A 12518-nucleotide genomic window follows, 5' to 3' on the forward strand; every position below is an offset into this window, starting at 1 on the left:
CCATGTCCATCGACGAGATTCACGAATCCAACACCCAGTTCCATGACGCCTGGCGCTTCTTCGCCAGGAACAGTGTCGCCGGGGAGGTACTCGACCTGCCCGAGGTGTCCATCGCGTCGAGCAACGTCTCCTGGTCGATGATGAACGCGGCCTTCCTCCCCGGTCCGGTGGAGACCGAGGAGGCCCTGGGGCGGGCCGCGGCCACCGCCGCCCGCTACTTCGCGCCGGGGAAGCACGGGTGGATGTTCGCCCTGTGCGAGGACCAGCTGCCCCCCCGGTTGAGGACGCGGGCCGAGGCGCTGTTGGCCCCCCACGGGTTGGCGCCCTCCCTGGTGGCCACGGGCATGGTGGCCGAGCGTCTCGCGCCGCCCATGCGGCCCCTGCCGGTGATGGACATCCGCCAGGCCAGGGATGCCGAGGGCCGACAGCACCTCTGCGACGTCAACTCCCGCTGCTACGACGTGCCGATACCGGTGGGGCGCGAGGCCTTCGACGTGCCGGCCCTCTTCTCGGGTGAAGGCAGGGGCTATGTCGGCTTCCGTCAGGGGGAGGCCGCCACCAGCACGGCCGTCATCCGGGTGAACGGCGTGGCCTACATCTCCATGGTGGCCACGTTGCCCTCGCACCGGCAGCTCGGCTGCGCCGAGGCCGTCATGCGGCACGCGCTCGACGAGGCGAAGCAGGCCTGGGGCATCGAACGCACGGTGCTGCACGCCACCCCGGTGGGGCTGCCCGTCTACCGCCGCATGGGCTACCGGCCCGTGACGCGCCTCCACTTCTACATGGCGGCGCCCCCACAGGGCCGGTGAGCCGGCTCAGCGGCTCGCGGAGGGCAGCCCGAGCGCGCTTCGCAGCTCGCGCAGCTTCGCCTGGATGGCGCGCGCGTTGGCCGGCCCCATGCGCAGCAGGTGCTTCTGCGCGGCGCCGAGTTGCTCCAGCTCCGGGGCCGCGTAGGCGTAGTGCACGCCCGGCGTGTCCACCACCTCGATGTCGCCCTCGGGCACGGGCGTGTCGAGCAGCCGCTGGATGGCGTTCGCGAGCGTCTGCTCGAAGCCCTGGCCGGGGCGGCTGATCTCCTTGTGGGCCTCGTCGATGAGCGGCCTGAGCACGCCGTAAGCCCGCGCGGTGGCCTGCGTGTCGAGCGAGGAGACGACACGCACCACGGGGTCGTAACGGGCGAAGCTCTCGGGGGCGATGAAGGTGCGGCCATCGCGCTCGGCGACCTGGAAGGCCCCCTGGGGCGCCAGGAACGCGAGCGCCGCGCGCGGGCTCTCGCCCTCGGCGATGTTGCCGATGGCCGAGGTGAAGCGCCGGATGAGATCCTCGGTGGAGGAGAGCCACTTCTGAAGATCGGGCTGGGGGGACAGAGGGCCCACCAGCTCGCGCACGCGGGCGTCGCTCTGAGACAGGGGCGGCAGGCGCACGGCGGGAGTCCCGGCATCCTCGTCCGCCGAGGGCGCTGGAGCGGCGGCCACTGGCCCGGCGGGAGCGGCCGGAGCCGGGGCCTGCTTCTCACCGCGCAGGAAGTACCAGGCAAGGCCGGCCCCCACCATCAGGACCGCGACGATGCCCACCACCAGGGCCTTGCCAGAGGACCTGGGCGGCGGTGCGGCGACAGGGACACCTCGAGGCTGCTGCGGATCGCTCATGATTCCTCCTGAGGGGTACGAGCCACGTACTGCTCCAACCGGGCGATGCCCAGCTTCTTCATCCGGCTCTGCAACGTGGAGGGTTTGAGACCCAACAGCGCCGCCGCGCCCCCCGGGCCGTAGATGCGGCCCTGCGTCAACGCCAGCACGCGCAGGATGTGCTGGCGCTGCACCTCCTCCAGCGTGGGCACCGCGCCCTCCGGCAACGGTGGCAGTGGCAACGGCTCCGCCCCCGCCTTCGTCCCTGGCGTGCGCAGGGGCAGATCGAAGGCCTCCGCCCCCAGCTCCGGCTTGCGCGACAAGATGGTGGCCCGCTCCAGCGCGTTGGCCAGCTCGCGGATGTTGCCCGGCCAGTCATAGGCCGCGAGGCGGGCGATGCCCTCCGCCGTCACCTTCATCCCCCGCCGTCCGGTGCGCTTCGCCAGCTCGGCCAGGAGGAACGCGCACAGCTGCGGCAGGTCCTCCAGCCGCTCGCGCAGCGGGGGCAGCCGCAGCGGGAAGACGCTCAGCCGGTAGTACAGATCCTCCCGGAAGCGCCGCTGGGCAATGGCCTGTTGCAGGTCCACGTGGGTGGCCGCGAGGATCCGCGCGTCCGAGCGCACCGTGCGATCGCTCCCCACCGGCTCGAAGGTCTTCTCCTGGAGGGCCCGCAGCAGCTTGGCCTGGAGCTCCACCGGCAGCTCACCCACCTCGTCCAGGAAGAGCGTGCCACCGTGCGCCATCTGGAAGCGCCCGGCCCTGTCGCGCGTGGCGCCCGTGAAGGCCCCCTTCACGTGGCCGAACAGCTCGCTCTCCAGCAGCCCCGCGGGGATGGCCGCGCAGTTGAGCGTCACGAAGGGCCCCTCCGCCCTCGAGCTCCAGCGGTGTACCGCCCGCGCCAGCCGCTCCTTGCCCGTGCCCGTCTCCCCCAGCAGCAGCACCGGCGTGTCCGTCTCCGCCACCTGCCGCCCCCGCATCGCCAGCTCGCGCACCGCCGGGCTGCGCGACGTCTCCAACACCCCCACCTCGTCCCCGCCCAGCTGCGACTCCAACAGCCGCGCGTGCTCGTGCTCCCGCCGGTGCAGCACCTCGAAGGTGCTCTTCTGCTCGGCCTGCTGCAGCGAGGTGGCCAGCATCTGCCCGTACACCTCCACCAGCTCCACCACCGCCTGCGGGTACGTCTCGCACTCCGTCCTGTCCAACGTCAGCAGGCCGTAGCAGCGCTCCCCCGCGCACAGCGGCACCACCATGCACGAGTGCCCCGGCGGCAGGTCGAGCACCCCATCGAAGGGGTCTCCATCTCCGTGCGCGTGGTCCTCCTGGGTGAAGGCCCGGGCGCGGCGCGTCTCCAGTGCCTGTCCCAGCGTGGGAAAGTCCGCCAGCTTCAGCTCGTGGCGGCGCACCTTCTCCGAGGCCAGCGGCCCCCGCGCGGCCACCGACACCAGTTTCCCTTCTCGCAGCAAGAAGAGGGTGGCGAGGTCGAAGCGCACCACGCGGGTGAGCCAGTCCAGGCCCCGGCGCAGCAGCTCCCCCACGGCCTCCTCGGAGGTCGCCAGCTCGATCAGGTCCCGGGCATCCCTCAGGGGCCCGGTTCGCGTCACCGCAACGATGTCGTCCGCCATGCGTCAGCTTAAATAACCGGAGCGCCACCGAAATGTCAGTGGCGTCCGACACCGAAGTTTCGGTATGCACCGAAGTGGCAGCGCCGTTCAGGGAGTGAGGAAGAGTCAACCCTTTGGAATCACGGGTGTCGTTTCCCTGGCACGGAGGCTGCTCCAAGTAGTACGCGAAGAAACCCTTAGCCGGTCTGCCAGGCAGGCAGGCCTCAACAACCCAAAGGAGTCGAACCAAATGCTGACCGTTGGCGACAAGCTTCCCGCATTCAACGTGACCGGTGTTGTGAGCCTGGAGAAGGGCAAGGAGTTCAAGGAGATCAACCAGGACACCTACAAGGGCAAGTGGCTGGTCCTCTTCTTCTGGCCGAAGGACTTCACCTTCATCTGCCCGACCGAGATCGCCGAGTTCGGCAAGCGTGAGAAGGACTTCCAGGACCGCGGCGCGCAGGTGCTCGGCGTGAGCACCGACAGCGAGTACGTGCACCACGCGTGGCGCACGCACCACCCGGACCTCAAGAACCTGCCCTTCCCCATGCTGGCCGACATCAAGCGCGAGCTGAGCACGGGCCTGGGCGTGCTGCACAAGGACGCGGGCGTGGCGCTGCGCGCGACCTTCATCATCGACCCGCAGGGCATCATCCGGCACGTGTCGGTGAACGACCTGTCGGTGGGCCGCAACGTGAGCGAGGTGCTCCGCACGCTGGACGCGTTCCAGACGGACGAGCTGTGCCCCTGCAACTGGCAGAAGGGCGAGGAGACCCTCACCAAGAAGCTGGCGAAGGCGGGGTAATACGCCATGGCGTCGCTCGAAGTCGTTCGCGGTGAGCTGGCGGATGCCCACAGGGACACCCGCCTCAATCTCCAGTCCGTGCTGGAGAGCGGAAGCCTGACCCCCGAGCAGCGCTGGGGGGTGGCGGTGGCGTGTGCCTTCGCGGCTCGTAACGAGAAGCTGAAGGAAGCCATCCTCCACGAGGCTCGCCAGGCCCTGGGCGAGAAGGCCGAGCCCGTCGTCGAGGACGCGCGCGCCGCGGCCTCGCTGATGGCGATGAACAACGTCTACTACCGGTTCCGTCACATGGTGGGGAAGGAGTCGTACTCCACCAAGCGGGCCGGTCTGCGGATGAACCGGCTGATGCAGGTGCTCACCAACAAGGTGGACTTCGAGCTCGTCTGCCTCGCGGTGAGCGCCATCAACGGCTGTGAGACGTGCATCAAGGCCCACGAGAAGGTCGTCATCGAGGGCGGCCTCTCCGAGGACCAGGTGCACGATGCCGTCCGCATCGCCTCGGTCGTCCACGCGGCGGCGGTGGGTCTCGAGTCGTAGGCGTTCCGCTTCATGCTGACATCAGACGCGCCCTCCGGTGGAAACGCCGGGGGGCGCGTCGCTTTTCAGCGCGGCGCATCCAATCTCCAAACCACACGAAAGGAAGAACGCATGTACCGCAGCCCGAGCCCCCTCCCCGAGCAGACCCGCTCCGCCGTCTCCGCCACCCTCAACGAGCGCCTGGCGGATGGATTGGATCTGCACAGTCAGATCAAGGTCGCGCACTGGAACATCAAGGGCCCGCAGTTCGCGGCGCTGCACCCGCTCTTCGAGACGTTCGCGGTGAGCCTGGCGGCGCACAATGACTCCGTGGCCGAGCGCTCGGTGACGCTGGGTGGCAAGGCGTACGGCACCGCCCGGCACGTGGCGAAGACGAGCCGCATCCCGGACTACCCGCAGGAGACGACGAGAGATCTGGAGCACGTGCGGCTGCTGGCCGAGCGCATCGAGGCCTACCTGAGCGGCGTGCGCGAGAGCCGCAAGCTGGCCGAGCAGCACCAGGACACGGACACGGTGGATCTGCTCACCGGCATCATCACCGAGTTCGAGAAGCACGCCTGGTTCCTGCGTGCCTCCCTGGAAGGCTAGAGCCTACTTCTGGGGTGCGTCGTCCGTCGGTCCCTCGTCGATGACCTCGGACTTCGCCTTCACGTCGCCGTCCTTCCCGGAGGCGGCGTTCGTGTCATCCGTCTCCGGCGGCGTCTCTCCGCCGGGGAACCGGGGCTCCTGCTGGACGTCCCAGCGCTGTCCGTCGGGCGTGGTGACCGTGGTGTTGTTGCCGCTGCCGCCGGTGGCCTCGCCGTCATAGACGGTGGGCGCTCCCTCGCGGGCCTCGCGCGCCTGCTTGTCGTCATCCTCCGCCTGCTGCAGGGGTGGCTTGTCGGCCTGGGCTTCGTCGTCCACGTTCGAGCCGTGGGCACAGCCCCAGAGGGACAGCGCGCAGGCGGCGGCCAGTAGGGAAAGCTTCTTCACGTCACACCTCCTTGTCCGATTCCGTCCCTGGACAAGGTGGGTGCCCTCCAGTCGGAGGCAAGGAAGGGAACGGGCACCCGGGAATGGGCCCGGATGCCCGCCCGCCCTGGCTCAGCGGCCCTGGTCGGCCGCGACGGCCTGCCCGGGGTTCACGCCCATCTGGTACAGCGTGAAGGCCCACAGGTCGGAGTACTCCTCGATGACCTTGGTGGTGGGCTTGCCCGCGCCGTGGCCGGCCTTCGTCTCGATGCGGATGAGCACCGGAGCCTCACCGGCCTGCGCCGCCTGGGCGGCCGCGGTGAACTTGAAGCTGTGGCCCGGCACCACGCGGTCGTCATGGTCCGCGGTGTGGACGAGCATGGGCGGGTAGCGCGTGCCCGGCTTCAGGTTGTGCAGCGGCGAGTAGGCCTGGAGCGCCTTGAACTCCTCCGGGTTCTCCGAGGAGCCGTAGTCGCTCGTCCAGGCCCAGCCGATGGTGAACTTGTGGAAGCGCAGCATGTCCATCACGCCCACGCCCGGCAGGGCCACGCCGAACAGCTCCGGACGCTGCGTCACCGCCGCGCCCACCAGCAGGCCACCATTGGAGCGGCCGGTGATGGCCAGCTTCGGGGTGGACGTGTACTTGTTGGCGATGAGCCACTCGGCCGCGGAGATGAAGTCGTCGAAGACGTTCTGCTTCTGCAGCTTCGTGCCGGCCTTGTACCACTCGCGGCCGTACTCTCCACCGCCGCGCAGGTTGGCCACGGCCCAGACACCGCCCTGCTCCATCCACACCAGGCTGCCCACGCTGAAGCCCGGAGTCAGCGACACGTCGAAGCCGCCGTAGCCGTACAGCATGGTGGGGTTCGTCCCATCCAGCTTCAGCCCCTTCTTGTGGCTGAGGAACATGGGGACGCGGGTGCCGTCCTTGCTCGTGAAGAAGACCTGCGTCGTCTCGTACAGCGACGGGTCGAACTTCACCTTGGGCGCCTTGTACACCTGGCTCTGGCCGGTCTTCAGGTCATACCGGTAGATGGTCGCGGGCGTGGTGTAGCTGGCGTAGGAGTAGAAGGTCTCCGTGTCCGTGCGCTTGCCGAAGAAGCCGGAGGCGGTGCCCAGGCCGGGCAGCGCCACCTCGCCCACGGGCTTGCCCTCGCGCGAGAACAGGCGCACCTGCGAGCGGGCATCCTTCAGCACGTTGACGATGAACCGGTCATTGACCAGGCTCACCGAGGAGATCGTCTCCTCGCCCTGGGGGATGATCTCCTTCCAGTTCTTGCGCTCCGGCTTGCGCAGGTCGATGGCGACGACGCGGCCACGCGGCGCGTCCAGGTCCGTCTTGAACCAGAAGAGCGTCCCGTCGTTGTCGATGTAGTCGTAGTCCGCGTCCCAGTCGCGCAGCAGCTCGACGACCTTGGCCTTGGGGTCCTTCAGGTCCTTGTAGAAGATGAGGTTCTTGCGCTCGGTGCCGCGGGAGATCCGGATGAGCAGGTAGCGCCCGTCGTCGGTGACGCGGCCGCCGAAGCCCCACTCCTTGTGGTCCTTGCGCTCGTAGACGAGGGTGTCCTCGCTCTGCGGCGTGCCCAGCTTGTGGAAATAGAGCTTCTGGAAGTAGTTGGCGCCGCTCATCGCCTCGGCGGCCTTCGGCTCGTCATAGCGGCTGTAGAAGAAGCCCTTGCCGTCCTTCGTCCACGAGGCGCCGGAGAACTTCACCCACTTGATGATGTCCGGCAGGTCCTTGCCGGTGCGCACGTCGCGCACGTGCCACTCGACCCAGTCACTGCCGGAGGCGGCCAGACCGTACGCGAGCAGGTTGCCGTCATCCGAGATGGACAGGCCGCTGACGGCCACCGTGCCGTCCGCCGACAGCGTGTTCGGATCCAACAACACCCGGGGCTCGGCCTCGAGCGAGTCGGCCGTATAGAGCACCGACTGGTTCTGCAGGCCATTGTTGCGGCTGAAGAAGTAGCGGTTGCCCTCGCGCATGGGCACGCTGAACTTCTCGAAGTCCCACAGCTCGGTGAAGCGCTGCTTGAGCTGTGCACGGCCCGGAATCTTCTCCAGATAGCCGAAGGTGAGCTTGTTCTGGGCTTCGATCCACTGGCGGGACTCGGGCGAATCCGGGTTCTCCAACCAGCGGTACGGGTCCGCCACCTTCGTGCCGTGGTAGTCGTCGACCACGTCGTCCTTGCGCGCGGCCGGATAGGCCAGGCGCGCGGGAGCCTGGGCGGAGGGGCTCGCCGGAGTGGAGGCGGCGGTCTCGCTGGAAGTGGAAGCCTGGGACGCGCCGGAGGACTGGGCCTCCAGCTGCGCCGGAGCATGACTGCAGTGCGTGAGCCAGAGGGCACACGCGGCGGCGGACAAAGCGCGGATTCGCATGGTGGCGCGCGAACCTACCAGCCCGGGGGCGTATTTCCGAAACAGGCACATGACTCGCCGCGTCGGAAGCGCCCCCGGGAGCGCGCCATCAATCCAACCTCTCAGCTCACCAGACCTTGACGCGCTTCTCGGGCGGCAGGTACGCGCCGTCGCCCTCCTTCACACCGAAGGCGTTGTAGAACTCGGGCATGTTGCGCACCACGCCGTTCACCCGGTACTCGCCCGGGGAGTGCGGGTCGGTGAGCAGCTGCTGCCGGAGCGCGTCGTCGCGGTTGAGCGAGCGCCACACCTGGGCCCAGCCGAGGAAGAAGCGCTGGTCGCCGGTGAAGCCCTCGATGACCGGGGCCTCCTTGTCACCCAGCGACAACTTGTAGGCCTTGTAGGCCACCGTCAGGCCGCTCAGGTCGCCGATGTTCTCACCCAGGGTGAGCTTGCCGTTGACGTTCATGCCCTGCAGCGGGCTGAAGGCGGAGTACTGATCCGACAACATGCCGGTGCGCTGCTGGAAGGCGGCCTTGTCGGTCTGGCTCCACCAGTCGCGCAGGTTGCCGTTGCCGTCGGAGCGGGCCCCCTGGTCGTCGAAGCCGTGGCTGATCTCATGGCCGATGACGCCGCCGATGGCGCCGTAGTTGGTGGCGTCATCCGCCTCCGGGTTGAAGAACGGCGGCTGGAGGATGGCGGCCGGGAAGACGATCTCGTTCATCGTCGAGCTGTAGTAGGCATTCACCGTCTGCGGCGTCATGCCCCACTCGGCCCGGTCGATGGGCTTGCCGAGCCGGTCGATGATGCGGCGGTACTCGAACGCGTTGGAGCGCTTGATGTTGCCGTAGAGATCGTCCCTGGCGATGGTGAGCGCGGAGTAGTCGCGCCACTTCTCCGGGTAGCCGATCTTCACGGTGAATCTGGCCAGCTTGTCCTGGGCCTGGGCCTTGGTGTCCGGGCTCATCCACTCGAGCTGGTCGATGCCCTGCTTGAAGGCGACCTGCAGGTTCTTCACCAGCTCCTGCATGCGGGCCTTGCTCTCGGGGCTGAAGTTGCGCTCCACGTAGAGCTTGCCGACCGCCTCGCCCAGCGAGCGATCCACGGCCTCCACGCCGCGCTTCCAGCGGGGACGGTTCTCCTGCAGGCCCTGCAGCGTCTTGCCACGGAAGGCGAAGTGGGCCTCCTCGAAGGGCGTGCTCAGCAGGGGCGCCGCGTCGTCGAGCAGCTTGAAGGTGAGGTATTGCTTGAGCACCGGCAGCGGCGTGCTGGCCAGCAGCGCGTCAGCGGCCTGGAAGTAGTCCGGCTGGCGCACGATGATGCCCGGCGTCTTCTCCGCGCCCTGGGCCTTGATGTAGCGCGTCCACGAGAAGTTCGGGGTGAGCTTCTCCAGCTCCGCCACGCTCTTGAAGTTGTAGGTGGCCTCGCGGTCGCGGTTGCGCACGCGATCCCAGTGCTTCTCGGCGAGCGCGGTCTCCAGGGCCATGATGGCCTTGGCCGCGCCGGCGGGATCCTTCTCACCGCCCAGACGCATCAGCGTCTCGATGTAGGTGAGATAGGCGGCGCGCGTCTCGGCCAGACGCGCATCCTGCTTGAGGTAGTAGTCGCGATCCGGCAGGCCCAGACCGCTCTGGTTGACGTAGGCGATGTAGCGCTCCGCCTGCTTCGCGTCCTGGCCCACGAAGAGGACGAACGGCGTCGGGACGCCCGCGCGCGTCAGCTCGGCGAACAGCTCGGGGAGCTGCTGCTTGTCCTGGAGGGCGGCGATGCGGTTGAGCTCCGCGCGCGCCGGCTCGAGGCCGAGCGCCTGGATGCGCGCCGTGTCCATGAAGCTCTCATACAGGTCGCCGATCTTCTGCGCGTCCGAGCCGGCCTTCTTCTCCTTGGCGGCGGCGGCCTCCTCGATGAGGGTGCGCAGAGCGGCCTCGCTCTTGTCACGCAGCTCGATGAAGGAGCCGTAACGGCCCTTGTCCGCCGGAATCTGGGCGGTCTTCAGCCACGTGCCGTTGACGTAGCGGTAGAAGTCATCCTGGGGGCGCACGCTGGAGTCGAAGTTCTTCGTGTCGACGCCGAGCGCCCGCGGCTTGGACGCCTGGGCGGACGGGGTGTTCTGCGTGGTGGCCGTGCACCCGCCCAGGAGAAGGCAGGCCCCGAGCGCGCCCTGCGCCCAGGAGTTGCGGAGGAACTTCTTGCTGTTCATGAGTGCTCGCTGTGCTGTGTCGGGTGAAACGAAGGCAGCCAACCCGCCGGGCGGGGAGGAATTCCCAAGGCCCCCTGGATTCCAGCCGTCCCGTCAGGTCGGCGCATGCTGCCCGAGGCGGGCGAGGGGCATCCACCCACCCGCCGTGAGCCCCTCCGACACGGAGCGTCGTCATGTCACCCGGTGAAGCCCCGGGCCGGGCGCTGGCGGTCCTCCTGATAGCGCCGCGCGAGCCACTGGCCCGCGGGCCGTGCGTTGATGGCCGCGCGCATCTCTTCTATCGCGGGGGCCGTTGGCTGGCCGGGCCGGTGGTAGGGAGAGCCCTCGGGGGCCAACAGGGGCGCGTAGAGGGACGCCGCGGTGATGTCCGCGAGCGACAGGGACGCGCCCACCAGGTAGCGCGAGGGGTCTCCTTGAATCTCACGCTCCAGCCGCTCGAGCCCCTCCAGCAGCTTCACCCGGGACTCCTCCACCTTGGGGGGAGTCAGCTGGTACTGGCGCCGGATGGCCTGCTTGATGAGGGGGACCAGCGCGCGCCCGAGCAGACGCATCGGCGGGGGGAACGCACCGAACATGATCGGCGTGATGTCCACGCCACTGCCGAAGAGCTGCGCGTACACCCAGCGGCGCACGTGCTTGCCGGCCATCTCGTCGAAGAAGGCCTCCAGTTCGAGGACACGCTCGCGCTCGGCGCCGGAGGCGGGAATCAGCGCGGGAGCCGACGGGTAGGCGCGCTCCAGGTGCAGGGCGATGTCGGTGGAGTCCGTGACGACGTTGCCGCGATCCACCAACAGGGGCACGGTGCCGCGCCCTCCCTTCGTGAGGCGCTTCGTCAACAGGCGGTGCGGGCCGGGGATGAGGTTCTCCACGCCGTAGGAGAGGCCCTTGGCGTCGAGGTTCCACCGGGTCTTCTCGCAGTAGTGCGAGATGGTGAACTGGTACAGGGTGCGTTCGGGATGGGGCATGTCGGGAGCCTCGGAAGGCCGCGGAGCATAGCTGTCCGAACCGCCCTCCCGTCACCCGCGTCGGCCCGGGTGTGCAGCCCCCTGCACGACTCCCCCTCCTCGCCTCGGAACTTCGGGGGGTTGCGCGGAAGGCACACGGGTTGCTCTCCCAGGCACGGGCCCCCCGCTCTGTGCAGCGGGCCCCCATCCAGAGGAGAATCCCCCCATGCGAATTCCTGCCTGCCTCGCCCTCGTCATCCTCTCCACCGCCTGCGGCAAGGAGCCGCCCACGAAGGAGGAGATCGAAGACGCCCGCGCTCGCGTGGACCTCGCGGTGCTCGCGGCCAACCAGGTGCGCGTGGCGCTCGAGGTGCTCGGAATCCTGCCCGTCTATACCTGCGGTGAGTCACGGCGCACCTTCGTGGGCCGGGCCGCCGAGGGCGCCCGCACGAAGGTGGCCTGTGTCACCGCCACCGCCGAGGCCCTGGACGACTCCTCGGACGCGGTGGTGCTCTCCTTCCCCGACACGGGCTGCACCGTGGGCGGGCGCACCGTGTCCGGGCACAGCTCCTTCATCTACAAGGGCGGAGAGGACCGGATGGATGTCTTCGCGGAGCTCCGCGAGCTGAAGGTGGACGGACAGCCGCTCCAGGCCAAGGTGGGCTACGGCACCTGCAGCGACGAGAAGCGCTTCTGGGCCGAGAGCACTGGCGACCTGCCGGGCCGGGCGAGCAGCAGCTACAGCGTGAACGCGAACGTGGGCGTGCGCGATGGGGTTCCGATCTTCGGCGGCACCACGCTCGTGCTCAACGGGCCGGGCGAGGTGACCGGCTCCCTGGGCACGGACCGCGTCACCTTCTCCGAGCTGCAGTACGAGGTGGGTGAGTATCTCCCCAAGAAGGGCGAGGCCCTCATCGAGACGGCCAAGGGCCACCAGGTGCGGGTCAACTTCAGCGAGGTGCTGTGGCGCCTGGGCAAGGTGGAGGTGGAGATCGACGACCGGGCGCCCATCACCGTGCCCGTCATCCGCTGAGCCCGATGAGGTAGATTGCGCGGTATGACCGCCCCAGACTCCCGCCCCACCCCTGGAATGCTCGCCCGTGCCCTGAAGACGGTCGGGCGGCTCACCAGCTCCGAGACCCGCTCGGGCAAGGTCTTCGCGAAGGCCGAGCAGGGTCTCACCCAGGTAGCCGCCCGCCTCGCCGAGAGCCCCACCTTCCTTCGCCTCAGCGGCGGACTGATGCGCCGGGGCTTCTCCCTGCAGATCCGCCGCACCTCGGTGATGGAGAAGACGCTGCACTCGCTGCGCGTGCCCACCGCCTCCGAGGTCGAGGTCCTGCGCGACCAGCTCCGCCGCATGGGCGACCAGGTGGAGGCGCTCGGCTCGCAGCTTGAGCACGTCGTCGAGCTGTTGGAGCGCCAGGAGCAGCAGTCGGCTCCCACCCCCAACGCCCCCTCCGCTCCCCGCCGGCGCCGGACCAGCGCCGCCCGATAGCG

11 protein-coding genes and 1 pseudogene are annotated in these 12518 nt (G+C 68.8%); 6 read left to right on the plus strand and 6 right to left on the minus strand.

Annotation, left to right across the window (positions count from 1 at the left end):
* Window positions 1–2: 2 nt before the first annotated feature.
* Entirely contained in the window at window positions 3–809 is an 807-nt protein-coding gene (locus tag NR810_RS19730) for a GNAT family N-acetyltransferase (RefSeq protein ID WP_257454508.1), read from the plus strand.
* A 6-nt stretch (window positions 810–815) separates the two neighbouring features.
* Here NR810_RS19730 and NR810_RS19735 read toward each other — a convergent pair whose 3' ends face one another.
* Complete coding sequence (locus tag NR810_RS19735; RefSeq protein ID WP_257454510.1) at window positions 816–1649, minus strand: DUF3014 domain-containing protein; 834 nt, start codon at window positions 1647–1649, stop codon at window positions 816–818.
* On the minus strand, window positions 1646–3250 hold the full coding sequence (locus tag NR810_RS19740) for a sigma 54-interacting transcriptional regulator (protein ID WP_257454511.1): 1605 nt from the start codon (window positions 3248–3250) through the stop codon (window positions 1646–1648). The genes NR810_RS19735 and NR810_RS19740 overlap by 4 nt, the downstream gene beginning before the upstream one ends.
* 229 nt (window positions 3251–3479) lie before the next feature.
* Between NR810_RS19740 and NR810_RS19745 the strand changes: the two genes are divergently transcribed.
* From NR810_RS19745 to dps, 3 genes and pseudogenes are all read left to right on the plus strand, one after another.
* A complete protein-coding gene (locus NR810_RS19745) occupies window positions 3480–4034 on the plus strand; it encodes a peroxiredoxin (protein ID WP_257454513.1) in 555 nt (184 codons plus the stop codon).
* A 6-nt stretch (window positions 4035–4040) separates the two neighbouring features.
* Window positions 4041–4568 (plus strand): carboxymuconolactone decarboxylase family protein, encoded by a 528-nt coding sequence (locus NR810_RS19750; RefSeq protein WP_257454515.1) that lies wholly within the window; start codon window positions 4041–4043, stop codon window positions 4566–4568.
* An 87-nt stretch (window positions 4569–4655) separates the two neighbouring features.
* Window positions 4656–5156: pseudogene (gene dps, locus NR810_RS19755) on the plus strand (DNA starvation/stationary phase protection protein Dps); the annotation flags it as partial.
* Window positions 5157–5159: 3 nt separating this feature from the next.
* On the opposite strand, the gene NR810_RS19760 reads toward dps, so the two are convergent.
* From NR810_RS19760 to NR810_RS19775, 4 genes are all read right to left on the minus strand, one after another.
* A complete protein-coding gene (locus tag NR810_RS19760; RefSeq protein ID WP_257454519.1) occupies window positions 5160–5540 on the minus strand; it encodes a hypothetical protein in 381 nt (126 codons plus the stop codon).
* Window positions 5541–5651: 111 nt separating this feature from the next.
* Window positions 5652–7898: a prolyl oligopeptidase family serine peptidase gene (locus NR810_RS19765; protein ID WP_257454522.1), complete on the minus strand. Its 2247-nt coding sequence runs from the start codon at window positions 7896–7898 to the stop codon at window positions 5652–5654.
* A gap of 106 nt (window positions 7899–8004) precedes the next feature.
* Window positions 8005–10077 carry a M13 family metallopeptidase gene (locus tag NR810_RS19770; RefSeq protein ID WP_257454524.1) on the minus strand — a complete coding sequence of 691 codons (2073 nt, stop codon included), beginning with the start codon at window positions 10075–10077 and terminating at the stop codon, window positions 8005–8007.
* A gap of 176 nt (window positions 10078–10253) precedes the next feature.
* Window positions 10254–11042: a glutathione S-transferase family protein gene (locus tag NR810_RS19775; RefSeq protein ID WP_257454526.1), complete on the minus strand. Its 789-nt coding sequence runs from the start codon at window positions 11040–11042 to the stop codon at window positions 10254–10256.
* Window positions 11043–11247: 205 nt separating this feature from the next.
* On the opposite strand from NR810_RS19775, the gene NR810_RS19780 reads away from it, so the two are divergent.
* Complete coding sequence (locus NR810_RS19780; RefSeq protein WP_257454529.1) at window positions 11248–12054, plus strand: hypothetical protein; 807 nt, start codon at window positions 11248–11250, stop codon at window positions 12052–12054.
* 24 nt (window positions 12055–12078) lie between these two features.
* A complete protein-coding gene (locus NR810_RS19785; protein WP_257454531.1) occupies window positions 12079–12516 on the plus strand; it encodes a hypothetical protein in 438 nt (145 codons plus the stop codon).
* The last annotated feature ends 2 nt before the right edge of the window (window positions 12517–12518 follow it).

This window comes from Archangium lipolyticum (genome assembly GCF_024623785.1).
Taxonomy (GTDB): Bacteria; Myxococcota; Myxococcia; order Myxococcales; family Myxococcaceae; genus Archangium; species Archangium lipolyticum.